The sequence below is a fragment of the Actinomyces sp. oral taxon 171 str. F0337 genome (assembly GCF_005696555.1).
In the GTDB taxonomy this organism is placed as follows: Bacteria; Actinomycetota; Actinomycetes; order Actinomycetales; family Actinomycetaceae; genus Actinomyces; species Actinomyces oris_E.
Genome location: NZ_CP040005.1, coordinates 2,145,210 through 2,170,260 on the forward strand (window position 1 = coordinate 2,145,210; position 25,051 = coordinate 2,170,260).

General features: G+C 68.9%; 17 protein-coding genes. 9 read left to right on the plus strand and 8 right to left on the minus strand.

Going from position 1 to position 25,051, the window contains the following annotated elements; genetic code table 11:
- The first annotated feature begins 121 nt into the window (after positions 1–121).
- The 7 genes from glgX (at position 122) to FBF36_RS09375 (ending at position 14,511) form a co-directional block, all read left to right on the plus strand.
- Positions 122–2,515, plus strand: a complete 2,394-nt coding sequence (gene glgX / locus FBF36_RS09345; protein ID WP_009394178.1) for a glycogen debranching protein GlgX — start codon at positions 122–124, stop codon at positions 2,513–2,515.
- 71 nt (positions 2,516–2,586) lie between these two features.
- Positions 2,587–3,699, plus strand: coding sequence for a tryptophan--tRNA ligase (gene trpS, locus FBF36_RS09350; protein ID WP_009394180.1), 1,113 nt, complete (start codon positions 2,587–2,589; stop codon positions 3,697–3,699).
- A gap of 131 nt (positions 3,700–3,830) precedes the next feature.
- Entirely contained in the window at positions 3,831–5,990 is a 2,160-nt protein-coding gene (locus tag FBF36_RS09355; RefSeq protein ID WP_269719376.1) for an alpha-1,4-glucan--maltose-1-phosphate maltosyltransferase, read from the plus strand.
- Positions 5,991–6,016: 26 nt separating this feature from the next.
- Positions 6,017–7,924, plus strand: a complete 1,908-nt coding sequence (gene treS, locus FBF36_RS09360; RefSeq protein ID WP_034491347.1) for a maltose alpha-D-glucosyltransferase — start codon at positions 6,017–6,019, stop codon at positions 7,922–7,924.
- A complete protein-coding gene (locus FBF36_RS09365; RefSeq protein ID WP_009394185.1) occupies positions 7,924–9,546 on the plus strand; it encodes a phosphotransferase in 1,623 nt (540 codons plus the stop codon). The genes treS and FBF36_RS09365 overlap by 1 nt, the downstream gene beginning before the upstream one ends.
- A gap of 88 nt (positions 9,547–9,634) precedes the next feature.
- Positions 9,635–11,869, plus strand: coding sequence for a 1,4-alpha-glucan branching protein GlgB (gene glgB, locus FBF36_RS09370; RefSeq protein ID WP_009394186.1), 2,235 nt, complete (start codon positions 9,635–9,637; stop codon positions 11,867–11,869).
- Positions 11,870–12,144: 275 nt separating this feature from the next.
- Entirely contained in the window at positions 12,145–14,511 is a 2,367-nt protein-coding gene (locus tag FBF36_RS09375; protein ID WP_009394187.1) for a glycogen/starch/alpha-glucan phosphorylase, read from the plus strand.
- A gap of 101 nt (positions 14,512–14,612) precedes the next feature.
- Here the strand turns inward: FBF36_RS09375 and FBF36_RS09380 are convergent, their stop codons facing one another.
- The 4 genes from FBF36_RS09380 to FBF36_RS13690 form a co-directional block, all read right to left on the minus strand.
- Entirely contained in the window at positions 14,613–15,548 is a 936-nt protein-coding gene (locus tag FBF36_RS09380) for a tetratricopeptide repeat protein (RefSeq protein ID WP_009394188.1), read from the minus strand.
- A gap of 165 nt (positions 15,549–15,713) precedes the next feature.
- Entirely contained in the window at positions 15,714–16,763 is a 1,050-nt protein-coding gene (locus FBF36_RS09385) for a hypothetical protein (protein ID WP_009394189.1), read from the minus strand.
- Positions 16,760–18,508 carry a hypothetical protein gene (locus FBF36_RS09390; RefSeq protein ID WP_034491349.1) on the minus strand — a complete coding sequence of 583 codons (1,749 nt, stop codon included), beginning with the start codon at positions 18,506–18,508 and terminating at the stop codon, positions 16,760–16,762. The genes FBF36_RS09385 and FBF36_RS09390 overlap by 4 nt, the downstream gene beginning before the upstream one ends.
- Before the next feature lie 185 nt (positions 18,509–18,693).
- Positions 18,694–18,822: a hypothetical protein gene (locus FBF36_RS13690; RefSeq protein WP_009394192.1), complete on the minus strand. Its 129-nt coding sequence runs from the start codon at positions 18,820–18,822 to the stop codon at positions 18,694–18,696.
- A 151-nt stretch (positions 18,823–18,973) separates the two neighbouring features.
- Here FBF36_RS13690 and FBF36_RS09395 point away from each other — a divergent pair, with 151 nt between their 5' ends.
- Together FBF36_RS09395 and FBF36_RS09400 are read left to right on the plus strand one after the other, a co-directional pair.
- Entirely contained in the window at positions 18,974–20,596 is a 1,623-nt protein-coding gene (locus FBF36_RS09395; RefSeq protein WP_009394193.1) for a DivIVA domain-containing protein, read from the plus strand.
- A 9-nt stretch (positions 20,597–20,605) separates the two neighbouring features.
- Positions 20,606–21,097, plus strand: a complete 492-nt coding sequence (locus tag FBF36_RS09400) for a hypothetical protein (RefSeq protein ID WP_009394194.1) — start codon at positions 20,606–20,608, stop codon at positions 21,095–21,097.
- Between the two features lie 37 nt (positions 21,098–21,134).
- Here FBF36_RS09400 and FBF36_RS09405 read toward each other — a convergent pair whose 3' ends face one another.
- The 4 genes from FBF36_RS09405 to FBF36_RS09420 form a co-directional block, all read right to left on the minus strand.
- Complete coding sequence (locus FBF36_RS09405; protein WP_034491353.1) at positions 21,135–21,425, minus strand: hypothetical protein; 291 nt, start codon at positions 21,423–21,425, stop codon at positions 21,135–21,137.
- 110 nt (positions 21,426–21,535) lie between these two features.
- Positions 21,536–22,390, minus strand: coding sequence for a carbohydrate ABC transporter permease (locus FBF36_RS09410; protein WP_009394196.1), 855 nt, complete (start codon positions 22,388–22,390; stop codon positions 21,536–21,538).
- Between the two features lie 6 nt (positions 22,391–22,396).
- A complete protein-coding gene (locus FBF36_RS09415) occupies positions 22,397–23,326 on the minus strand; it encodes a carbohydrate ABC transporter permease (RefSeq protein WP_009394197.1) in 930 nt (309 codons plus the stop codon).
- Positions 23,327–23,467: 141 nt separating this feature from the next.
- Positions 23,468–24,787, minus strand: coding sequence for an ABC transporter substrate-binding protein (locus tag FBF36_RS09420; protein ID WP_009394198.1), 1,320 nt, complete (start codon positions 24,785–24,787; stop codon positions 23,468–23,470).
- Positions 24,788–25,051 lie beyond the last annotated feature (264 nt).

Here is a 25,051-nt window from a genome sequence, read left to right on the forward strand (position 1 = left end):
GCGACGCCATCGCGCCGGGGTGTCTGAACGCGCCCCTGAACGCGACGCGGCGCACTCCCACGAGGGAGACCTCACTGCCCCTCAAGTGGTAGCAACCAGCAGCCGCCAGGACAATGGGCCCATGTCTTCGATGCCAGAGCCCGCTCCAGCACCGCGCGCCGAGCTGCCAGCAGCTCCTGACCACGGCCTGGGCGTCGCTCTGAACGGAGACGGGGCGGACTTCGCGGTCCACGCCCCGCACGCAACGGCCGTGGACCTGTGCCTGCTGACCACGGATGCCGACGGCGCCGTGGTGGACGAGACCCGGATCGGGATGCACGGGCCCTCGCGGGGCCTGTGGAGCGCCCACGTTCCCGGAGTCGGAGCCGGCCAGCGCTACGGCTACCGCGTCCACGGGCCCTGGAACCCGCATGAGGGTCTGCTCTACAACCCCCGCAAGCTGCTGCTGGACCCTTACGCCCGCGCCCTGGATGGCCGAGTGGACCTGGGGCCGGCCCTCTACGCCCACGAGGTCACTGACGACCTGGTTCCGGCGGCCGAGCCGTGGCTGCCCTCTCACCTGGACTCGGCGGGCAGCACCGCCGTCGGCGTGGTCACCGGTGATACCTTCCCGGTGGTTCCGGGGCCACGCGTGCCTCGCGAGCGCACCATCATCTACGAGGCCCACGTCAAGGGCCTGACCTACAAGCTTCCCGGTGTGCCCGAGAAGCTGCGCGGCACCTACGCGGGGCTGGCCCACTCGGTGACGGTCGAGCACCTCAAGGGCCTGGGGATCACCACGATCGAGCTGCTGCCGATCCACGCCTCGGTGACCGAGCCCTTCCTGACCAAGCGGGGCCTGACCAACTACTGGGGCTACTCCACGCTCAGCTACTTCGCCCCCGAGCCCTCCTACGCCACGGCCGCGGCACGTGCGGCGGGCCCGCAGGCGGTCCTGGACGAGGTGCGCGGCATGGTCTCCATGCTCCACGAGGCCGGCCTGGAGGTCGTGCTCGACGTCGTCTACAACCACACCTGCGAGGGCGGTGTTGACGGCCCCTCCTTAAGCCTGCGCGGCCTGGACAACCTGGACTACTACCTGCACGCCCCCTACCTGCCGGCGCAGTACATGGACGTCACCGGCACCGGCAACACGGTGGACTTCCGGGCCACGGGGGCGATTCGGCTGGTCCTGGACTCGCTGCGCTACTGGGTCACCGAGGTCGGCGTCGACGGCTTCCGCTTCGACCTGGCGACCACCCTTGGGCGCCATGCCGCGGAGTTCTCGCCGCGCCACCCGCTGCTCACGGCGATCGCCACCGACCCGGTCCTCAGCACCGTCAAGCTCATCAGCGAGCCCTGGGACGTGGGGCCCGGCGGCTGGCGCACCGGCCAGTTCCCCGAGCCCTTCCAGGACTGGAACGACCACTTCCGCGACACCACGCGCTCCTTCTGGCTGCATGACGCCTCGGAGATCTCCAAGGGCCGTCTGGGCTCGGACCTGCGAGACCTGGCGACGCGCCTGTCGGGCAGTGCGGACCTGTTCAGCCACGGGGAGTTCCCCGGCGGTCGCGGCCCGCTGGGCTCGGTCAACTTCGTGGCGGCGCACGACGGCTTCACCCTGCGTGACCTGGTGGTCTACGACCACAAGCACAATCTGGCCAACAAGGAGGACAACCGAGACGGCAACTCCAACAACCGTTCCTGGAACCACGGTTTCGAGGGAGACGTCGTCGAGGGCATCAACGGTGGCCCGATCGAGGTGCTGCGCCGCCGGTCGATGCGCAACCTGCTGGCCACGGTGCTGCTGAGCGCCGGCACCCCCATGCTGGTGGCCGGCGACGAGATGGGACGCACCCAGCAGGGCAACAACAACTGCTACTGCCAGGACTCCGTGCTCTCCTGGGTGGACTGGAACCTGGAGGTCTGGCAGCGCGATCTGGTCGCCACAGCACGCTTCCTCATCCATCTGCGCCAGACCCACCCGGTGGCGCGCCCCTCGCGTTTTGCGACCGGGCAGGTCCTCGAGGGCGACACGATCCCGGACCTGGCCTGGTACCGGGCGGACGCCGTACCGATGGACGGGGACTCCTGGCACGATCCGCACACTCGCGTGGTCCAGATGCTGCGCTCGGGCCACCCCTGGAACGACGACGACATGCTCGTGGTCATCAACGGCGCCCTGGACCAGGTCGACGTCGTCCTGCCCGAGGGGCGCGGGACCGACTGGCACCTGTCCTGGGACTCGACCTGGGCGGTCCCCCAGCCTCATACCGCCCCCTTCTCCCAGGCGCGGCGGGTGAGCCGCAGCCCCCAGGACGCGGAGGCCGATGTCATCATCGAGACGGACAACTCTGGTGAGGTGAAGGACGTCAGGACCGTGACCGGCAGCGCTGACGGCCACACCGCTGAGAGTCTCACTGACTGTCATCAGGACCGTCCGGGCGACACGACGATGCTGGAGCCGCTGTCCCTACGGGTCTACTTCTCCGGTGAGCCGCTCGAGAACCTGACCCCGGGCACCGAGACGGACTGAGCCGCACCGGCACTCAGGCGGAGCAGACCGCCATCAGTCCGCTGCGCAACCGCACCCCCTAGGATGAGGTTATGACTCAGACCCCCACCGCGGCCGAGGAGGCCCTGGCCAACGCCACCAATGACGCCTCCCTGGCCCGATCGATCGCCCGCTCCGCCGAGATCGAGGCCGATATCGCCGTCAACCCCGGCCGCTACCGGATGTTCACCGGGGTCCGTCCCACCGGGAACATGCACCTGGGCCACTACTTCGGCACCATGCACTCCTGGAAGACGATCCAGGACGCGGGCGTGGACACCTGGATCCTCGTGGCCGACTACCAGGTCATCACCGACCGCGACGGCGTCGGCCCCATTCGCGAGCGGGTCCTGTCCCTGGTCACCGACGCCCTGGCGGTGGGCGTGGACCCGCAGCGCTCGACGATCTTCGCCCACTCGGCGGTCCCGGCCCAGAACCAGCTGATGCTGCCCTTCCTGTCCCTGGTCACCGAGTCCGAGCTGCACCGCAACCCGACGGTGAAGTCCGAGCTGGAGGCCACCGACGGGCGGGCCATGAGCGGCCTGCTGCTCACCTACCCGGTCCACCAGGCCACCGACATCCTCTTCTGCCAGGCCAATCTCGTCCCCGTGGGCAAGGACCAGCTCCCCCACCTGGAGCAGGCCCGGCTCATCGCCCAGCGCTTCGACAAGCGCTACGGGCGGGCCGTCAAGGAGCACCCGGTCTTCCGCCGCCCTGAGGCGCTGCTCAGCGAGGCCCCAATGCTGCTGGGCCTGGACGGGGAGAAGATGAGCAAGTCGCGCCGCAACACGATCGAGCTGCGGATGAGCGCCGATGAGACCGCCAAGGCCCTCAAGAAGGCCAAGACGGACTCCGAGCGCGTCATCACCTACGACCCGGTCAACCGGCCGGAGGTCTCCAACCTGTTGATGCTGGCCTCCCTGTGCGGGGCCGGCACCCCCGAGGAGATCGCCGAGCGCATCGGTGACGGCGGCGCGGGCACGCTCAAGAAGGTCACCACGGAGGCAGTCAACGAGTTCTTCGCCCCCATCCGGGCCCGTCGCGCCGAGCTGGCGGCCAACGAGGACTACCTCCTGGACGTGCTGGGGCAAGGTAATGCCCGGGCCAACGAGGTCGCGACCAGGACGCTCGACGACGTCCGCACCGCCATGCAGATGAACTACTGACGGCCTTTCTGCCGCTGAGCCCGCAGGCTCAACCGCATGATCGGCCCGGTTCGCGACGCGCGTACCGGGCCGATCCGCGCCCTGCGAGCCGACATGTGACTCAGGTCGTTTCTCACCGTAGTCTTGCCCCTGTGACTCCGAACACGACGCCGAAGGCCGGCAAGAAGCAGTCCACCCGTCCCTCCAAGTCCTCTGCCGCTCCCACCGATGCATCTGCCCAGGGCACCGGGACGGAGGCCACACCATCGGTCCCGTCCGCGACCTCTGCGGCTCCGCAGCCGGCCCCGTTCTCGCTGATCGGCCGGATCCCGGTGATCGAGGTCTTCCCCGTCGTCGAGGATGGGCGCTGGCCGGCCAAGGCGGTCGTCGGCGAGGTCATCCCGATCCGCGCCACCGTCTTCCGCGAGGGGCACGACCGCTACGGCGCCACCGCGGTGCTGGTGCGTCCCGACGGCACTGACGGCCCCAGTGCCCGGATGCACGACATCGCCCCGGGCCTGGACCGCTATGAGGCCTCCCTGGCGCCCGATGCCCCTGGGGACTGGCGCTTCCGCGTCGAGGGGTGGTCGGACCCGTACGCCACTTGGAGTCACGACGCCGGCATCAAGGTGCCCGCCGGCATCGACGTCGAGCTCATGCTGGAGGAGGGCGCCAGGGTCCTGGACCGGGCCGCGGTCATCGAGGGACGGGACGAGGAGGGCCTCAAGGCCCTCAACGACGCCGTGTGGATCATGCGGGACCCCTCCAACCCCGTGGCCGACCGCCTGGCTGCGGGCCTGTCCGACTCGGTCAAGACCGCCCTGGAGCGACTGCCGCTGCGCGACCACGTCTCCCCCTCCGCCGAGTACCCCCTCCAGGTGGACCGCGAGCGCGCCCTGACCGGCTCCTGGTATGAGATCTTCCCGCGCTCGCTGGGCTCGGGGGCCGGCGAGGACGGTACCTGGCACTCGGGGACGCTGCGCAGCGCGACCGAGCGACTGGACCGCATCGCGGCCATGGGCTTCGACGTCCTCTACCTCACGCCCATCTCCCCCATCGGCCTGACCAACCGCAAGGGCCGCAACAACACTCTGACGGCCCGTCCCGGCGACCCCGGCTCCCCCTACGGCATCGGTTCCCCCGACGGTGGTCACGACGCGATCCACCCCGACCTGGGCACCTTCGAGGACTTCGACGCCCTGGTGGCGCGCTCGCGCGAGCTGGGCATGGAGGTGGCCCTGGACCTGGCGCTCCAGTGCTCCCCGGACCACCCGTGGGTGACGGAGCACCCCGAGTGGTTCACGGTCCTGGCCGACGGCTCCATCGCCTACGCCGAGAACCCGCCCAAGAAGTACCAGGACATCTATCCGCTCAACTTCGACAACGACCCCGAGGGCATCTATCAGGCGATCCTGGAGGTCGTGCGTACCTGGATCGCGCACGGAGTGACGATCTTCCGGGTGGACAACCCCCACACCAAGCCTCTGCCCTTCTGGCAGCGGCTCATCGCCGAGATCCACGCCGAGTCCCGCGACGTGCTGTTCCTGGCCGAGGCCTTCACCCGCCCGGCCATGATGCGCACCCTGGGCATGATCGGCTTCCACCAGTCCTACACCTACTTCGCCTGGCGCAACACCAAGGAAGAGCTCATCGAGTACATGATGGAGCTCAGCAAGGACACCGCCCACCTGCTGCGTCCGGCCTTCTGGCCCACGACGCACGACATCCTCACCCCCTTCATGACCAACGGGAAGGTGCCGGCCTTCAAGCTGCGCGCCGTGCTGGCGGCCACGCTCTCACCGACCTGGGGCATCTACTCGGGCTACGAGCTGGCCGAGTCCACGCCGCGCCCGGGCTACGAGGAGCAGATCGACAACGAGAAGTACGAGTTCAAGCCGCGTGACTTCGCGGCCGCTCGCCGCAACGGCATCGAGGACCTCCTCACGCGCCTCAACGCCGCCCGGGCGGCCCACCCGGCGCTGCGCCAGCTGCGGGACATCTACTTCCACCCCACGAGCGATGACCAGATCATCGCCTACTCCAAGCGGGTGGACGCCTTCCACAACCCCACGGGCAAGGACGACGTCATCCTGACGGTGGTCAACCTCGACCCGCACGGAGCACGGGCAGGCGAGGTCTACCTCAACCTGGAGGCCCTGGGCCTGCCGGGCTGGGTCGATGCCTCGCGCCCAGTGGTCAAGGTGAGCGACGAGCTCACCGGCGCGAGCTACGAGTGGTCGGGGCAGAACTATGTGCGTCTCGACCCCTTCGCCGGGCAGGCCGCTCACGTCTTCTCCGTGGAGCCGCTGTGAGCACCGATCCGATGAGCACTGCCCCGATGCCCACCGGCAGCAAGGTTCCGGCCGCGGTGCCTGCCGGAACCTTCAGCCAGCCTGCGGCGGGCGTCCCCGTCACAGCCCCTGTGGCGGCTCAGATGACGGCGATCCCCACCCCTAGCGGCGGGATCCCCATGCCGCTGGCGGTGGCTCCGCCGATCCCCGGGGTGCCGGCCCTGCCGGCTCAGGCCCGCCCCGGCCTGAGCCCGGACCCCGAGTGGTTCCGCACTGCGGTCTTCTACGAGGCGCTGCTGCGCTCCTTCGCGGACTCCGACGGCGACGGCGTCGGGGACCTGCGCGGGCTCATCTCCCGGCTGGACTACCTGGCGTGGCTGGGCGTCGACTGCGTGTGGATCCCGCCCTTCTACCCCTCTCCCATCCGTGACGGCGGCTACGACATCTCCGACTACACGGCCATCGACCCGCGCTACGGGACGATGGAGGACTTCCGGGAGCTGGTCCACCAGGCCCACCAGCGCGGGATCCGCATCGTCATCGACATGGTCGTCAACCACACCTCGGACGCCCACCCGTGGTTCCAGGCCTCCCGCTCGGACCCCGAGGGTCCTTACGGGGACTTCTACGTGTGGGCCGACGACGACTCCGGCTACGACGACGCCCGCATCATCTTCGTGGACACCGAGGAGTCCAACTGGGCCTACGACGTCGAGCGCGGCCAGTTCTACTGGCACCGCTTCTTCTCCCACCAGCCCGATCTCAACTACCGCAACCCTGCGGTCATCGAGGCGATCCACGACGTCATCCGCTTCTGGGCGCGCACCGGGGTGGATGGCTTCCGTCTCGACGCCATCCCCTACCTGACCGAGTCGGAGGGCACCAGCTGCGAGAACCTGCCCGGCACCCACGAGATCATCGCTGGGATCCGCGAGATGCTCGACCGGGAGTTCCCCGGGACCATCACGCTGGCCGAGGCCAACCAGTGGCCCGAGGACGTCGTGGAGTACTTCGGCACCGAGGAGGCGCCAGAGTGCACCATGTGCTTCCACTTCCCGGTCATGCCGCGCATCTTCTACGCGTTGCGGCAGGGCTCGGCCGAGGCCATCCGCTGGGTGCTGGAGAAGACCCCCGACATTCCCGCTCACGGGCAGTGGGGGACCTTCCTGCGCAACCACGATGAGCTGACCCTGGAGATGGTCACCGACGCCGAGCGCGACCAGATGTACGCCTGGTACGCCCCCGAGGAGCGCATGCGCGCCAACATCGGGATCCGACGCCGACTGGCGCCGCTCCTGGACGCCTCACGCGCCGAGGTGGAGCTGGCCTACGCCCTGCTCCTGTCGCTGCCGGGCAGTCCCTGCCTCTACTACGGCGACGAGATCGGCATGGGTGAGAACATCTGGCTTGAGGACCGCGACGCCGTGCGCACCCCCATGCAGTGGGACGACTCCCCCAACATGGGTTTCTCCTCCGTGGTCGATCCCGGTGCGTTGACGCTTCCGCTCATCCAGGCCCCCGGCTACGCGCACCTGACGGTGGCCACCGAGATGGCCCGGCCGGACTCGCTGCTGCACTTCACTCGGCGGATCCTGCACCTGCGCCGCGCCCACCCCGTACTGGGGCGCGGGAGCTTCCTGCTGCGCCCCACCAGTGACGACGCCGTCCTGGCGCACACGCGTTGCGACGAGGCCGCGGTGGAGGGGGCCGAGACCCTCCTGTGCGTCGCCAACCTCTCCTCCACCCCCCGATCGGTGACGATCGAGGTTCCCGAGCTGGCGGGCAAGGGCACCACGGACCTGTTCGGGGGCTGCGCCTTCCCTCCCGTCGACGACCGCGGCCGCCTCACCCTGACGCTGGGTGCGCGCGGATACTACTGGCTGTCCGTCGACAGGACCGACCCCGACGACGCCCCTGAGGGCGATCACGAGAACCACCCGACCGAGGAAGTCTGATGCCCCACGAGCCGATCTCCGCCATACCACAGCCCGCCGCACCGCAGCCCGCCACACTGCAGGAACGGTCCCTGCGCAGCGCCCAGGCGCCGTCGACCTGGCCCAGTGACGCAGATATCCTGGCGGCACTGGGACCGTGGATGCTTCAGCGGCGATGGTTCCCCCTCAAGGGGGATGCCGCACCGCCGCTGGGTTCCCTGCGCATCATCGCCTCCTGGGAGCCGGAGGCGGGGGTGCGCGACCTCGTCATCGCCGCCCTGCGGGGCAACCAGGCCGAGACCGGTCACCATGACGGGATGGTGCTGCTGCACGTGCCCGTGGTCCTGGAGGCCGCCGAGGCGCTCGACTCCTTCGCCACCCCCGGTGAGGCCCCCGGCAACCACGGCCTGCTGGTGACCACCGGCTCTCAGGGGTCACCCACGCAGGTGGCGCTCGTCGACGGCGCCCACCACCCGGCCTTCTGGCGGGCCTGGGCCCTGAGCACGCTGAAGGCGGGCACCGTCCTGAGCGAGGCCGGAGCCCTGGCCATCGCCCAGCGGGCGCCGAGGCTGCGGGTGACCACCGGGGAGCAGTCCAACACCTCCGTCATCCTGCCGGCCCCTTCCGACCCCGCCGAGGCTCTTGGGGAGCAGGACGCCGCCACCGGTGACCTCATCGTCAAGCTCCTGCGGGTCCTGGAGCACGGGCGCAATCCCGACGTGGAGCTGTCGGTGGCCCTGGCCCGCAGCGGCTGGGACCGGGTGCCCACGCCGGTGGCCTGGTCCACCATGACCTGGACGCGCATGGGCGGCTGCGGCCAGCCCGCCCTGGAGGAGTCCACCGACTCGGCCGTGGCCTGCAGCTTCGTCCCCCGCGCCGACGACGGCTTCGAGCTGTTCTGCTCACTGGCCTCCACCGACGACGTCGACGGACCGGTGCGGGCCCGGGCCGTGGAGCTGGCCCGGGATCTGGGACGTACGACCGCGCAGATGCACCACCACCTGGCCGCCTCCCTGGGCACGAGCCGACCGCCAACGCCGACCGAGCTCGCTGCCTCCCTGCGCAAGCGCGCCCGGTGGGCGCTGGAGGAGGTGCCCGAGCTCTCCGGGCACATCCGAGCCCTGGAGCTCAAGGTGGAGCAGACCATGGAGCGGCTTGAGGCGCTCGAGGCCCTGGAGCCGGCCACCCGCATCCACGGCGACTACCACCTGGGGCAGGTGCTTCACGAGATCGGCGGCCAGCAGCGCTGGTACGTCCTGGACTTCGAGGGCGAGCCCCTGCGCCCCCTGGCCCAGCGCTCCGACCCCGACCTGCCGGCCCGGGACGTGGCCGGCATGCTGCGCTCCTTCGACTACGCCGCCGCCGTGGGCAAGGCACCTCACCCCGACTGGCTCCCCGCCGTGCGCTCCGCCTTCGAGGAGGGCTACCGCCTGGGACGCCAGGAGACCGGCTCGCTCACCCCGTCGCCAGCGGCATCCGGCGACCAGGAGCAGGCCGAGGCCTCGTACCAGACGGTCCTGACCTGCCTGGAGCTGGACAAGGCCCTCTACGAGGCCGTCTACGAGGCCCGTAACCGTCCCGACTGGCTGGGCATCCCCATGGCGGGGATCGAGTCGGTCCTGTCCACGCACACGGAGGGCTGAGCACGCAACGATCCTCCATCCCCCGCATTCCCATCGGTTCGACGTCCAAAAGCACCCGTTAATCACCAACGCATGGAAGAGTTGCTGTATGAGCGCCAACACCCCTGAGAAGGACCTCGGCCCCGAGGCCCCGGCCGACCTCGCCCCCGTCCCCGTTGACCCCTGGATCCTGGCTGACGTCGCCTACGCGCGCTACCACGACCCGCACGAGGTCCTGGGCGCCCACGTCGGCGAGAACGGAGTCACCATCCGCACCGTCCGCCACCTGGCCGACGACGTCGTCGTCGTCACCAAGGACGGCACCCACCCGGCCACCCACGAGCAGGACGGCGTCTGGGTGGCGGTCCTGCCCGGCCAGGAGGTCCCCGACTACCGCATCAAGGTCACTTACGGCGACGAGACCACCACCGTCGACGACCCCTACCGCTACATGCCCACTCTGGGCGAGATGGACACCTACCTCATCTCCGAGGGCCGCCACGAGGAGCTGTGGGAGGTCCTGGGCGCCCACGTCAAGCACTATGACGGCCCCATGGGTGAGGTCGAGGGAACCGCCTTCGCCGTGTGGGCCCCCAACGCCCGCGCCGTACGCGTCGTCGGCGACTTCAACTACTGGGACGGCACGGCCACCGCCATGCGCTCCCTGGGCTCCTCCGGCGTGTGGGAGCTGTTCGTGCCCGGCGTCGGAGTCGGTGCGCGCTACAAGTTCGAGATCTGCTTCGCCGACGGGTCCTGGCACCAGAAGGCCGACCCGATGGCCCGCGCCACCGAGGTCCCCCCGGCCACCGCCTCGGTGGTCACCGACCAGTTCCACGAGTGGGAGGACCAGGAGTGGATGGCCAAGCGCGCCACCACCGACCCCCACAGCGGACCGATGAGCATCTACGAGGTCCACATCGGTTCGTGGCGCCAGGGACTGGGCTTCCGTGGTCTGGCCAAGGAGCTGGTCCCCTACGTCAAGGAGGCCGGCTTCACCCACGTGGAGTTCCTGCCGGTGGCCGAGCACCCCTTCGGCGGCTCCTGGGGCTACCAGGTCACCAGCTACTACGCACCCACCTCGCGCTTCGGCACCCCGGACGACTTCCGCTACCTGGTGGACCAGCTCCACCAGGCCGGCATCGGCGTCATCCTGGACTGGGTGCCCGCCCACTTCCCCAAGGACGAGTGGGCCCTGGCCCGCTTCGACGGCACCCCGCTGTACGAGGACCCAGACCCTCAGCGCGGCGAGCACCCCGACTGGGGCACCTACGTGTTCAACTTCGGACGCAACGAGGTGCGCAACTTCCTCGTCGCCAACGCCCTCTACTGGCTCCAGGAGTTCCACGCCGACGGTCTGCGCGTCGACGCCGTGGCCTCCATGCTCTACCTGGACTACTCGCGCCAGGACGGCCAGTGGCACCCCAACCAGTTCGGTGGCCGCGAGCACCTGGAGGCCATCAGCTTCCTGCAGGAGGCCACCGCCACCGCCTACCGCAAGAACCCCGGCATCATCATGGCCGCCGAGGAGTCCACGGCGTGGCCGGGCGTCACCGCCCCCACCGAGTACGGCGGCCTGGGCTTCGGACTGAAGTGGAACATGGGCTGGATGAACGACACCCTGCGCTACCTCGCGGAGGACCCGGTCAACCGCCGCTACCACCACGGCGAGCTGACCTTCTCCCTCGTCTACGCCTTCTCCGAGCAGTTCATCCTGCCGCTGAGCCACGATGAGGTCGTCCACGGCAAGGGCTCCCTGCTGTCCAAGATGCCCGGCGACCCCTGGCAGGAGCTGGCGGGCCTGCGCACCCTGTACGCCTACCAGTGGTCCCACCCCGGCAAGCAGCTGCTGTTCATGGGGCAGGAGTTCGGGCAGGGAACCGAGTGGAACGCGGACACGTCCCTGGACTGGTGGATCCTGGATGACCCCGGCCACCAGGGGCTGCTCTCCCTGGTCAGTGACCTCAACCGCCTCTACCTGAGCTCGCCGGCCCTGTGGTCAGAGGACTTCTCCCACCGGGGATTCGAGTGGATCGAGGCCGGCGACGGCGACCACAACGTCCTGTCCTACCTGCGCAAGGGGACCGACGCCGACGGGCGGGCCGACCTGATGGTCTGCATCGTCAACTTCGCCGGCACCCCGCACGAGGGCTACCGGGTGGGCCTGCCCTTCGCCGGGGACTGGGAGGAGGTCCTCAACACCGACTCCGAGGAGTACGGAGGCTCCGGCGTGGGCAACCTGGGCCGTGTCGAGGCCGAGGACCTGCCCTGGAACGGGCGCCCGGCCTCGGTGCGCCTGCGAGTCCCCCCAATGGGAGCGGTCTTCCTGCGTCCGGCTCAGGACTGACCCGAGCTGAAACCACGCACCGCGGTGGGGTGAGGGGCATGAGCCTCTCGCCCCACCGCGGTCTGATGCCCATAACGTGATCAGAACCTTGAACTCGACCCTCCGCCATCACCTATGAGCCGGTAGTCTGGGCCTTGTCTCGCACAGGCGCGCGGCCTCCGGTGCCCTGTGCTCCCTGCGCGCTCCGGTCGGTCCGGCCCCGTCGATGTACGATGTTTCAGTCCGATGCAAGAGTCTTGCAGTCGGCGACCACGATGCCTGACAAGGGAAGAAGAATGACACAGAAGCTGGTCACGAGCGCCCCCGCGCAGGTGCGCGCCGTATCCGGTCGGCCCGAGACCGCAGCCACCCTCATGGAGGTCTGGCAGGGCCTGTCCGCCGCCGTCGTCGACACCATCGCGGACGACTGGTACGCCACCGAGCAGAGGTACAGCGCCGGACGCCAGGAGCACTACTTCTCCGCCGAGTTCCTCATGGGCCGCGCTCTGCTCAACAACCTCTCCAACCTGGGGATGGTCGACGAGGCGCGCGAGACCGTCGATTCCTTCGGAGTCAACCTCACCGACGTCCTGGAGCAGGAGCCCGACGCCGCTCTGGGCAACGGCGGTCTGGGACGCCTGGCCGCCTGTTTCCTCGACTCCTGCGCCACCCTCGACCTGCCGGTCAACGGCTTCGGCATCCTCTACCGCTACGGGCTGTTCAAGCAGCTCTTCGAAGACGGCTTCCAGACCGAGCACCCCGACCCCTGGATGGAGGAGGGCTACCCCTTCGTCATCCGCCACGAGGAGGCCCAGCGCCTGGTGCGCTACCAGGACATGACCGTGCGCGCCATCCCCTACGACATGCCCATCACCGGCTACGGCACCAGGAACGTGGGGACCCTGCGCCTGTGGAAGGCCGAGCCGCTTGAGGAGTTCGACTACGACGCCTTCAACTCCCAGCGCTTCACCGAGGCCATCGTCGAGCGCGAGCGCACCTCGGACATCTCCCGTGTCCTCTACCCCAACGACACCACCTACGAGGGCAAGGTCCTGCGGGTGCGCCAGCAGTACTTCTTCTGCTCGGCCTCCCTGCAGCAGATCGTTGAGAACTACGTCAGCCACCACGGTGAGGACCTGTCCGGCTTCGCCGACTACAACGCCATCCAGCTCAACGACACCCACCCGGTACTCGCCATCCCCGAGCTGATGCGCATCCTCCTGGACGAGCACCACCTGGGCTGGGAGCAGGCCTGGGAGGTGGTCACCAAGACCTTCGCCTACACCAACCACACGGTGCTGGCCGAGGCCCTGGAGACCTGGGAGATCTCCATCTTCGACCGTCTCTTCCCGCGCATCACCGAGATCGTTCGCGAGATCGACCGCCGCTTCCGCCTCGAGATGGCCGAGCGCGGCCTGGAGCAGGGCACCATCGACTACATGGCCCCCATCTCCGGGGACAAGGTGCGCATGGCGTGGATCGCCTGCTACGCCTCCTACTCCATCAACGGCGTCGCCGCGCTGCACACCGAGATCATCAAGCGCGAGACCCTGGGCGAGTGGCACGCCATCTGGCCCGAGCGCTTCAACAACAAGACCAACGGCGTCACCCCGCGTCGCTGGCTGCGCCAGTGCAACCCGCGCCTGTCGGCGCTCCTGGACGAGGTCACCGGCTCGGACACCTGGGTCAAGGACCTCTCCGTCCTGGCCGAGCACACCGACTCCGTGGACGAGTCCGTCTACGACCGCCTGGCGGAGATCAAGCACGCCAACAAGGCGGACTTCGCCGCCTGGATCGCCCGTCGCGAGGGGGTCGAGATCGACCCGGAGGCGATCTTCGACGTCCAGATCAAGCGCCTCCACGAGTACAAGCGCCAGCTGCTCAACGCCATCTACATCCTGGACCTCTACTTCCGCATGAAGCAGGACCCGAGCCTGCAGGTCCCCAAGCGGGTCTTCATCTTCGGGGCGAAGGCGGCTCCCGGGTACATCCGGGCCAAGGGCGTCATCAAGCTCATCAACGCCATCGCCGACCTGGTCAACAACGACCCCGTGGTCTCCCAGACCATCAAGGTCGTCTTCGTCCACAACTACAACGTCTCCCCGGCCGAGCACATCATCCCGGCCGCCGACGTCTCCGAGCAGATCTCGATGGCAGGTAAGGAGGCCTCGGGCACCTCCAACATGAAGTTCATGATGAACGGGGCCCTGACCCTGGGCACGCTCGACGGCGCCAACGTGGAGATCCTGGAGGCCGTCGGGGACGACAACGCCTACATCTTCGGCGCCACCGAGGACGAGCTGCCCTCCCTGCGCGAGAGCTACGACCCCGTGTGGCACTACGAGAACGTCCCCGGTCTCAAGCGCGTCCTGGACGCCTTCACCGACGGAACCCTCGATGACAACGGCTCGGGCTGGTTCGCCGATCTGCGCCGCAGCCTGCTGGAGGCCTCCTACGAGCCCGCCGACGTCTACTACGTCCTGGGCGACTTCGCCTCCTACCGCGAGACCAAGGACGCCATGGCGGCCGACTACGCGGACACCCGCGCCTGGCAGCGCAAGGCCTGGGTGAACATCACCCGCTCGGGCCGCTTCTCCTCCGACCGCACTATCAGCGACTACGCCCGCGAGGTCTGGAAGATCGATCCCGAGCCGATCGCCTGATCGTCAAGGCACATACGAGCGCCCCTCACCGCACTGGCGAGGGGCGCTCGTATGTGCTTGGTGCGCCGGACTGCCAGGCCCTCAGCGGGACCCATCGAGGCTCAGTAGAGCATGGTGGCCAGGCGGCGGCGGGCCTGGGCGACCTCCGGGGAGGTGGAGCCGATGACCTCGAAGAGCTCGAGCAGTCGCAGCCGGGCCGTCTCCCGCTCCTCCCCCGTGTGGGTACGCACGGCCTCCAGGGCTCGGCCCAGAGCGGCGTTGACATCCCCCAGGGCCAGGGCGGCGTCGGCGCCGGCCAGGGCCGCGGCCAGATCCGTGGGAGCGGCGTCGGCCGCCGCAAGGAGCTGATGGGGGTCCTGGCCGTCCAGGCGGGCCATGAGACGCACCTGGTTGCGGGCCACCTTGAGGTCGTCGTCGCCCGGGTTCTGGGCAATGGCGTGGGTGTACACCTCCTCGGCGGCGGCGAAGTCCCCGGCCTCGATGGCCTCGCGGGCGGCCCGCTCGACCTCGGTCTCCTCGGGCTCGACCTCAGTGTCAGCGCCGGCTGCGCCGTCGACGGCGATGGTGCCGTCGACACCGTTGGCGGCCGCCACCTCCAGCAGCTGGTCGATGACCGAGCGCACCTGCTCCTGAGGCACCGTCCCCTGGAACATCGGCACCGGCTGGCCCGCGATGAGGGCCACGACGGTGGGAACGGCCTGAGCCTGGAGGGCCTGAGCGACCTCCGGGGCGGCATCCACGTTCACGCGCGCCAGCTGGAAGCGGCCGGCGTACTGTCCGGCGAGCTGTTCCAGGACGGTGGCGAGATCAGCACTGGCCTGGCTGCGCGGGCTGTGCAGGACGACGATGACGGGGACCTGGGTCGAGACCTCGGCGACGTCGCGCAGGCTGGAGGCATCGACGTCGACGACGAGCGGCACCGGCAGGCCGGAGGCTCCCGCGGGGCCCTTGGTGGCGGGGCTCGGGGTACCACCGGTAGAGCCGGCAGGTTTGGCGGGGGCGAGACTGGACAGGTCGACGGCGCCGAACATGCTCATAGCAGCTCTGCCTTCCTCGGGCCGCAGCCCGGTTGCTTCTATGGTCTGGGTCTTTCGTTGTCCTAGTATCGGCGCGGTTGACAGGCCTCACGCCGCTCGGAGGCCTGGTCGCACCAGCGGCCCGGCCCCGAGTGGTCATGGAGCCGGGCCGGGGATCGGTGGCGCTCAGGACGGTTTGGCCGATGCCGACGCCGTGGGGGCGGGCGTCTTGGAGTCATCCCGTTCCACTTTCATGAGCGCTGTCTCGGCGCCCAGAACGGTCACCTTCTCACCGGTTCCCTCCTTGGGGATGGAGAAGGCGACCATGGAGTCGTAGGTGGCGGTCACGGTGCCGAGGATCTTCTGGTTGCCACCCATGTAGGCGGCAACATCGCCCTGCAGGGTGAGGTCGGAGCCGTCAACGGTGCGCTTGTAGACCACCGTGAAGGTCAGGGTGGTGAAGACCAGCGCCCCGCCGTCCCCCTCCTCCAGCTGGAGGCCCTGGAACCCGTCCTGACCGGGGACCGCCGTCACGGTCACTTCCCCGTAGTTGCTCAGGTCGGTCGTTCGGGCGTCGTGAACCTTTCGGCGCAGGCTGTCATCGGGGAAGGCCTTGCCGTTCTCACCGTCGGGGTGGTTGAGCGCATCGACATAGGAGTCGAGGACGGCCTTGGGGGTGGCGACCAGCCCTGTGGACTCGGCCGTCACCTGCTTGGCGCGCTGGGCAGACTGCTTGGTCAGCACGGGAATGCTCGCCTGCGCGGCGAATCCCTGCACCCAGCCCCACACCTTGAACTGGTCCCGGGCCGAGCCCTGCTCCAGGGAGATGATCGAGACGCTCTTGTCGCCCTCCGAGGCGACGGCGGCGTTACGCGGGAAACCGACGGTCTGCCCCACGCCCCCGCCCTGGATCTTCGTGGTCATGGCGTGGATGAACGAGTCGTTCCCACTGGCGGAGGCGGTGCGGTACTCGGCGGCACGGATCCGCGCCGCAGGCCCGGACATGACCTCCTTGACCTTCGCCTCGCTCTTCTCCTTGTCCGCCGCCGCCAGGCCGGTCTGGACGCGCTGGAGGATCTCGGCGAGCTGCTTGTCGTTGAGGACGGGCTCGGCGATCGGCGTGCCGGAGGCCAGGGTCTCGGCGGTCTTGGTCTGGGACCGCGAGCAGGCGGCCAGGCTCAGGGCGATGGCGGAGGCACCGCCTGCGCTCAGAAAGGCTCGACGGGTGGACATCATGCGTGCTCCTGGTGGTCGGGGTCCGCGGTGGGGTCTGGTTCGCCGAGAGGCTCGGCGTCGACGGCCTGGATGACGGCGGGGTCGGTCTCGGGAGGCAGCTCGACGCCGCCGGAGTAGGAGGGCCAGGACACGGTGGTCGACGTCGCGGAGGAGTCCCCGAAGCTGTTCGGGGAGAAGGTCCCCTGCGCCGGCTCGACCTCCTGCTCACTCCGGCTCAGCGACGCGTCGGTCACCTCCGGCTGGGTGATTCCGGTCGGCATCTGAAGGCTGGGGTCCTGCGACGGGGCCGAGGCCGTCACGTCCTGGAGCCCGGCGGTGTCGGTCTTGAAGGACTGCGCATCGACATCGCCTGCCACGTGGCTGGTGCGGTGCTCCGGCGGCGCGAAGCGGGAGTGGTCCTGGACATCAGCGGGCTGGTCGGTGATCTGGTCCACGCCCACGGCCATGTGGCCGGCGCCGGCTGCAGCATCACTGAGAGCCGGGGGGTTGGAGCGAGCCGACGAGTCGGACATGTCGGCAGCATCCGAGGCGATTGACAGCGCCTCGCCGTCCTGGAGACCCTCCGGCTCCCGGCCGGCTCGGTACTGCTGGGTGGCGGCCTCATCAAGACCGGGAACGACCGACGCGCCTCGGGTCACTCCAGCAACCGCATGATCACCCTGACCGCCGGGCCCCTCACCGTAGGCGCCGTCAGGCTCGTCGCCGAACCCGCCGCTGGACCCACCGCTGATCCCGGCGGCGGGGTCATAGCCGTAACCGTTGGCGGGAGGCGCCTCAGGCGCCTGGGGGACGGAGGACGTCTCGATGCCGTCGAGGTAGACGCGCCCCGTGCGCGGGTCGGTCCAGGGCTCGCCAGATGCCTCGGCGCGCTCCTTGACCCGCAGCTCTCGGCGAGTCAGCTGCCGGTCGGGATCGTCCACCTGAGGGATACCCTCGGTGGAGACGGAGTCGGCGTTGGCGATGCGGGCCGCACGCTCGGCGGAACGGGTCCGCCGATCAACATTGGCGCGGCGCAGCTGGAGGTCGATGAAGAACAGGAATGCCCCCACGAGCACGAAGAGGCCGCCCAGAACCAGCCCCCCGTAGAAGTACCAGGGCGTTTCCACCTGCCGCTCCCAGGTGACGGTCAGACTAGGAGCCGGGGCCTTGCCGTCGGTCATGGCCATGACGACGATCTGCTCGTCGATGTCCTTACGCGGCAGCATGGCGCGGTCAGCGTCCTCCGCGGTGTTGAAGGTGACTGACGAGCCACCGGTCTTCTCCCCCAGCCAGATATCGGAGCCCGAGGCGGTCACGGCATTGGCCTTGCGCTCCGAGCACTGCGTCCCGGCGGACGACGGCGTCGCCCCCGCCTGAGCGGAGGCGGCGGGGGTGGCGGAGGCCGATGGGCAGTACTTGGTCTCGTCCTTGGAGGACAGACTTCCGGCATCGGCGTCGATACGGGTGACCACCGTGTAAGGAAGCGCCCTGTCGGCGTCGGGGCTCATCCAGGCGTCGAGGTCGGCCGCCCTGGCCACGAAGAGGTGGACGTCCTTGCCGTCGGAGGAGCTCGCGGTCACGGTGACGTCGGACCCCACACCACTGAGAACCCCGGGGGCTGTGAAGACGTAGGGCTGGGAAGGAGCGGAGGCGAGCTTCGCCTCGGCCTTGGAGCTGGGTTTCCAGATGGTGGCCGAGCAAACGGCCAGGGCGACCAGGACCAGCCCGAGGACGGTCACCACCACGCTCAAGATACGTCGACTCACGACGCGGGTCTCCTATGTTCGTGGACACGGTTCGACGACGGCCGGCTACGGAGCCGGGTATCGCTGCGAGCGCTCACCGTGCGCCCGCCTGGGGACCAGAATCGCATGACGGACCCCGCGACCGCACCGACCTCAGCGCAAGATCACAACCAGACACGCGCTGAGCGAATCGACATCTCCCGGGATTACCCCGACAGAAAGAGCGCCACCGGCCCACCGAGCAGCGCTCCGGTCTCGAAGCGGAGCCAGAGGAACGCGAGGAGAAACGTGCGCACGAGATCGATCGCGCCCGAGCAGACCATCAGCATCACCATCCCCGGCCGCTCTCACTCGGCCAGGAACGGATCCCACACTCACTTCTTGTGCGCATGGTCACACTTTCGTGTTTACCGTCCGGATCACACCCAATCGTTAGGCTTGGCCCGGTGGTGAGCGTCCCCGGCTCGCCAGGAGGAGGAACCCGACGTGGCTGAGGAATACAGCGAGTTTGCCATCACGATGCGCGGTTACGACCGTGCCCAGGTCGACCGGAAGCTGGAGCAGCTCTCGCGTCAGCTGGCCGACGCCCGTCGTGAGGTGGCCAGTCTTGACCAGCGCGCCATGACGCTGGCCGGCGAGCTGGCCGACGCCCAGCGCCGGCTGCGGGAGTCCGACAAGCCGACCTACGCAGGCCTGGGCTCACGGATCGAGCAGCTGCTGCGCAGCGCCGAGGAGCAGAGCGCCTCCGTCCTGTCCAAGGCCAACGCCGAGGCCGACGCCCTCCTGACCCGCACCCGAACCAACGCCAAGAACCTCTCCGAGCGCAGCGCCTCGGAGGCGGCGACCCTGCTCGCCGACGCCCGCCGAGAGGCCAGTGAGCTGCGCTCCCGCTCCCAGGGGGAGGCCTCGACCGCCCTGGCCAACGCCGAGGCCCGCGCCCAGGAGCTGGTCTCCTCCGCCTCACGCAAGGCCGCCCAGATCTCCGCCGACTCCGAGGCGGCCGTCACCGAGATGCGAGCCACCGCGGAGCGCGAGGCCGCCCTGGTCCTGTCTCAGGCTCGCAAGCAGGCCGCCGAGATCGCCATCACCTCCGAGCGCGACGCCACCGCCAACCGAGAGGCGGCCGCGGCCGAGGCCGACGAGCTGCACAAGACCTCCACGGCGAAGGCCGAGGAGATCCTCTCGGCCGCCAAGCAGGAGGCCGAGCTGACCGTCGGCAAGGCGAAGCGCGAGGCCGAGGAGATCCTCACCTCGGCGCGCAACGAGTCCGAGACACTGCGTCGCTCGGCCACCGACGAGGCGGCCGCGGCCCGCTCCGAGGCCACCGAGCTGCGCCAGCAGGCGACCCTGGAGATCGCCGCGGCGCACGAGCAGGCCGCTCAGGAGGACTCCGACGCCCACGAGGCCACGCGCGAGCGCATCCGCGAGATGCAGGAGCAGGCCCAGATCCAGGCCCAGGAGGCCGAGGAGCGTCTTCAGGAGGCGCTGTCCCGGGCTGAGGAGGTCCGCGCCCGCACCGACACCGAGGCCCGCAAGCGCCAGGAGGAGGCGGTCGCCCAGGCTGAGGAGACCCTGGCACAGGCACGGATCGAGGCCGAGCAGATCATCAGCGACGCCCGCGCGGACGCCGACGTCACCGCCCAGGTGGCCGCCCGTCAGCTCCAGGAGCTCGAGCGCCAGCGCGACTCGGTCGCCGCCTACCTCACCGAGATGCGCGGCGTCCTGGGAGGCGTACTGCCCCAGGCTCCCACCTTCAGCGACCACGTCGCGGCCCTGCCTCAGGAGTCGAGCCCGGCTCCGGCTCCGGACCAGTCCTCCGCGGATTCGGCGGAGCCGGCCGCATCCGGCAGTGCCAGCAGCGCGCACTCCGCCGGCTCGAGCAGCGCCGCCTCCGCACCGTCGGCCACCTCGGCGGCCCCTGCGTCGGCCGGCAGCAAGGCCGCTGCGACCTCGGGCGGTGGCCAGCAGGCTGGCACGCAGTCGGCACCGAAGAACGCCCAGAAGGGTGGAGCCGGTCGTATTGAGCACGTTCCGGCCCCCGGTAAGAGCTCTAACAACTCCGGTAACGCAGGCAATCGCCACCCCCGCCAGGGCAAAGGTCGCCGCTGAGACGCAGAAGTGACCACCGACGACGCCGCCCGGTTCGAGACCGAGTCGACCAGCACCTCCGGTCCTGGTGACTCCGACTGGGCGGCGTCGCGTCGTCGAGCGGCCATGCAGCGGGCCCGCATGCTCCAGGAGCATCAGGACGCCGAGCACGCCCGGGCCTGCCGCATCGTGGGGCTCTTCCTCAGGGTCGCCCGCGAAGAGGGCCTTGAGGACGTTCCTCTGCGGGTGCGCGGCTACGCGGGCGGTAGTGCCCGCACCCCGCTGCACGGTTGGTACCTGAGGGCCGATGAGAAGGTCGGTATCGACACGGAGGGGAACTACTACGTCCTGTCGATGCCGCTGAGCCTTCGGCACCGCCTGCGCGGGGTCAGGCCCGAGAGTCAACCCGTGCCGATGACCATTGGCGAGGGCGGGCGTGACGGCGACGTCGTGCCGCTGCGCTTCGCGCTCGACCGCCTGCTGCCGGGCTGGGAGGAGCGCTCCCCCGAGCCGCTCGTGTGACTCTCAGCCCCACCGCTTCCCACCGCGGTGCCGGGTTCTACCAGAGGCGGCGCTCCCAGCACGAGGTGTGCCAGTGGCGCCGCTCCTCCAGTCCCCGGTCGGCTCCGAAGAGGGACTCGTTGGTCCAGGCCACCACGTGCGCGGTGCCGGCGGGGATGACGCGGTGGCAGCCGGGGCAGGTGTAGGACTTGTCCCCACCACGCAGGTGGCGCACGGTGAAGTCCGCGCCGCCGGGACCGGTCTGGGTGCGCGGCACGGAGGCGAGACGGTCCATGCTCAGGGGAATGTGCCCCTGCCCGTAGGGGCGCTTGGATCTGCGACGTGCCATGACCAGATCTCATCACATCCGGCTGCCGTCCCCAAGCCGGGGGCGGCAGCCGGATGCGAGAACAGGCGGGGTCCGCAGGGGAAGCGGGGTGAGCGGCCCTCTGGCCGGCCTCAGCCCTTGACGGATCCGGCCATGAGGCCGCCGACGAAGTACTTGCCCAGCAGGATGTAGACCGCCAGGGTCGGCACCGAGGCGATGAGCGCACCGGACATGGAGGCACCGTAGTCGGCCAGGATCGACCCGTGAGCCAGGTTGTTCAGCGCCAATGTCACCGGCCCGGACTGTGCCCCGCCGCCGAAGAACAGGGCGAACAGGAAGTCGTTCCAGGCGGAGGTGAACTGCCAGATGAGGACCACGACGAAGCTGGGCACCGAGATCGGCAGGACCACCGAGACGTAGGTGCGCAGCATGCCGGCCCCGTCGACCCTGGCCGCCTCAATGAGCTCGTTGGGAATGGTCTCGTAGTAGTTGCGGAAGATGAGCGTCGTGATCGGGATGCCGTAGACGACGTGCATGAGGATCAGCGTGTGGATCCCGAAGCCCAGGTCGGCGCTGGTCACCAGTCGCATGAGCGGGATCATGACCGCCTGGTAGGGGATGAACATGCCGAACAGGATGAGGGTGAAGACCACGTTGGCCCCGGGGAAGCGCCATTTGGACAGGACGAACCCGTTGGCGCTGCCCAGCATCGCCGAGATGATCGAGGAGGGGATGACCAGGGCCAGCGAGCGCAGCAGCCCACCACTGAGCTGGTTCCAGGCGTTGGCCCAGTTCTTGGTGACCCAGACCTCGGGCAGGTACCAGGTGCGCGAGGGGTCGGCGTCGGCGGAGCCCTTGAAGGAGGTCACCAGCAGGACGTAGACCGGGATGAGGACGAGGACCACCGAGGCCAGCAGCAGGATGAACCGGACGGTCTGGCCCCAGCCGGGGCGGCGCGGGCTGCGCGTCGTGAGTGACTGTGCCATCGCCGCTCACCTCCGGCCCTTGGCGTCGTGGATGAGGTAGGGGATGACGGCGACGGCGACCAGGACCAGCAGGATCGTGCCGACGGCGGCGGCGTTGGAATAGTCGTTGTCGGTCATGAAGTTGAACATGTCGATGGCCGGGACCTTGGTGGAGTAGGTCCGCTGGTCCGTGATCGACATGATGAGGTCGAAGGACTTCAGGGACATGTGCCCGATGATGATGACGGCGCTCAGGGCGATCGGGGTCAGCTGGGGGAAGATGATCGACTTGTAGAGCTGCCACTCGCTGGCGCCGTCGACCCGGGCGGCCTCACGCAGGTCGTCGGGAATGCCACGGAAGCCGGCCAGGAAGAGGGCCATGACGTAACCGGCCAGCTGCCACACGGCCGGCAGCGCGATGGCGAGGATCCCCCAGGTGGTGTTCTGGGTCCATGAGTTCTCCAGGAACCTCAGACCGGTCATCTCGAAGAGACGGTTGAGCCCGGAGGCCTTCTCGCCCTGCGCGGAGTTGAGCAGCCACCGCCACACCACGCCCGAGGCCACGAAGGACACGGCCATGGGGAACAGGAAGATGGAGCGGAAGACCCCTTCCCCCTTGATGGGGCGGTCCAGGAGCCAGGCCCACAGGAAGCCGACCACGAGGGTGCCGGCCAGGAACGTGACCGTGAACAGGATGAGGTTGATGAAGGAGTGCCGGAAGTCCGGGTTGCCGAACAGGGTCGTGAAGTTGCTCAGGCCGACGACGGTGGTGCCCCGGCGTCCTGAGACCTGACCGGCGGTGTGCATGTCCAGCAGGGAGGTGTTGATGTTGATCCCGATCATCCCGTAGACGAAGACGCCGACAAGGATGATCGAGGGCGAGATGAGGAGGAGGCCGGGCCCCCACTGCCTCCAGCCCGTCCGACGGCGCCGCACGGGGGCGCTCTTGGTGCTCACAAGGTTCTCCAGATACGTAGGTGACGGAAGAATCCGTCTGTCGTAGTGATGACAGCCGGCTGAATGATCGGTGAGAGGTCGGCCCCGGGGCGGGGCGAGCCGGAGCGGATGCGCGGCCCGCTCCCACCCCCGGGGAACCGATCAGGAGGCGGCAGCGGCCTTGAGGTCGGCCTGCAGGGCGGTGACGTCGGAGGCGCCCTGAGCGAACTTGGTCAGGGCATCGTTCATCGCGTTGGTGGCCTTTGCGGGCAGGGCCGCGCCGTGAGCGATGGAGGAGACGATCTTGTCCTTGGCGAAGGACTCCATGGCCGAGCGCTGGTACTCGGAGAACTTGCCCTTCTCCTCGTCGCTGAGGTCGGTGCGGGCGGGGATGGAACCCTTGACCGTGTTGAAGGCGATCTGGCCGTCCTTGGAGGAGATGGCGTTGAGCCAGTTCTTGGCTCCACCGGGGTGCTTGGCGCCGTCGGGCAGTGTGAAGGAGTCGGCGAGGAAGTCGAAGACGCCGTCGGTGCCCGGGACCGGGAAGTAGACGTAGTCCTGGCCGGCCTTCTTGCCGGCGGCGTCGAAGCCGGCCACGGCCCAGTCGCCCATGACGTTGAAGGCGGCCTTGCCGTCCATGATGGGCTTCATGGCAGGTTCCCAGTCCTCGGTGTAGAGGGAGGAGTCGGTGAACCCCACGATGGTCTTGTAGTGACCCAGCGCCTTGGTGACCTCGGCGCCGCCCCAGTCGGTCTTGCCAGCGAAGAGCCCGTTGTAGGCGTCCACGCCCAGGTCGGCGATGAGGATGGTCTCGAGCAGCTCGAGCTGGGTCCAGGCCATGCCCATGGTGATGGGCGTCAGGCCGGCGGCCTTGACCTTCTCCATGTCGGCGATCCAGGCGTCGATGGAAGTGGCGGGCTTGGTCGGGTCGAGCCCGGCGGCCTTGAGGGCGGGCACCGAGGCCCACACGACATTGGCCCGGTGGATGTTGGAGGGCACGGAGTAGATCTTGCCGTCGGAGTCCTTGAGACGGTCCATGAGGGTGGCCGGGAAGGCCTCGTTGAGCTTGAACTCCTCATAGAGGCCGGAGACGTCCAGCAGGTAGCCGGCCTCGATGTGGTCCTTGATCTCGGCACCTGCGTGGGCCTGGTAGGTGTCCGGCGGGTTCTTGGCGGCCAGGTCCGCGGCGAGCTTCTGCTTGGCCTGGCTGCCGGCACCACCGGAGACGGCCTTGTTCTCGAACTTCGTCTTGGGGAACTGCTGGTTGAAGACCTTGACCAGGGCATCCAGGCCGAGCTTCTCCGAGCCGGCCGACCACCATGTGACGACGTCGACCTGGCTGGCGTCCCCTTCACCGGCGGCTCCAGCGGACTTCGAGCCGGAACTGCCGGAGGTGGCGCAGGCGGCCAGGGTAGCGGCGACTGCAGTGGTTCCCAGCCCCGCCAGCACGGCACGACGGGAGAGGTAGTGGGTGGAACGCATGGGACTGCTCCTTAGAAACGACGGTGTCTCATGACCACGGCACCATTGCCGCGGGCGGGAGGATCAGATGTTGTCTAGTCATCTGATCTCGCCAGAGAGTAGACCCAAACTGAGTGAAACTCAAGCATACATTGCGCAAACAATCATTATACTGGTCGTGAACCACAGGTCTGTACCAGCAATGTCAACGCTCATCCACCACCCCATCCACCACAGACATGAAAAAGGGTCCTCGCCGCTCGAATGAGCGGCGAGGACCTAGGA

Excerpts from the sequence above, each read along its gene's own strand:
- glgX (WP_009394178.1), top strand. The coding sequence starts at position 122 with ATGTCTTCGATGCCAGAGCCCGCTCCAGCACCGCGCGCCGAGCTGCCA.
- trpS (WP_009394180.1), top strand. The coding sequence starts at position 2,587 with ATGACTCAGACCCCCACCGCGGCCGAGGAGGCCCTGGCCAACGCCACC.
- treS (WP_034491347.1), top strand. The coding sequence starts at position 6,017 with ATGCCCACCGGCAGCAAGGTTCCGGCCGCGGTGCCTGCCGGAACCTTC.
- FBF36_RS09365 (WP_009394185.1), top strand. The coding sequence starts at position 7,924 with ATGCCCCACGAGCCGATCTCCGCCATACCACAGCCCGCCGCACCGCAG.
- glgB (WP_009394186.1), top strand. The coding sequence starts at position 9,635 with ATGAGCGCCAACACCCCTGAGAAGGACCTCGGCCCCGAGGCCCCGGCC.
- FBF36_RS09375 (WP_009394187.1), top strand. The coding sequence starts at position 12,145 with ATGACACAGAAGCTGGTCACGAGCGCCCCCGCGCAGGTGCGCGCCGTA.
- FBF36_RS09380 (WP_009394188.1), bottom strand. The coding sequence starts at position 15,548 with ATGAGCATGTTCGGCGCCGTCGACCTGTCCAGTCTCGCCCCCGCCAAA.
- FBF36_RS09385 (WP_009394189.1), bottom strand. The coding sequence starts at position 16,763 with ATGATGTCCACCCGTCGAGCCTTTCTGAGCGCAGGCGGTGCCTCCGCC.
- FBF36_RS13690 (WP_009394192.1), bottom strand. The coding sequence starts at position 18,822 with ATGGTGATGCTGATGGTCTGCTCGGGCGCGATCGATCTCGTGCGCACG.
- FBF36_RS09405 (WP_034491353.1), bottom strand. The coding sequence starts at position 21,425 with ATGGCACGTCGCAGATCCAAGCGCCCCTACGGGCAGGGGCACATTCCC.
- FBF36_RS09410 (WP_009394196.1), bottom strand. The coding sequence starts at position 22,390 with ATGGCACAGTCACTCACGACGCGCAGCCCGCGCCGCCCCGGCTGGGGC.
- FBF36_RS09420 (WP_009394198.1), bottom strand. The coding sequence starts at position 24,787 with ATGCGTTCCACCCACTACCTCTCCCGTCGTGCCGTGCTGGCGGGGCTG.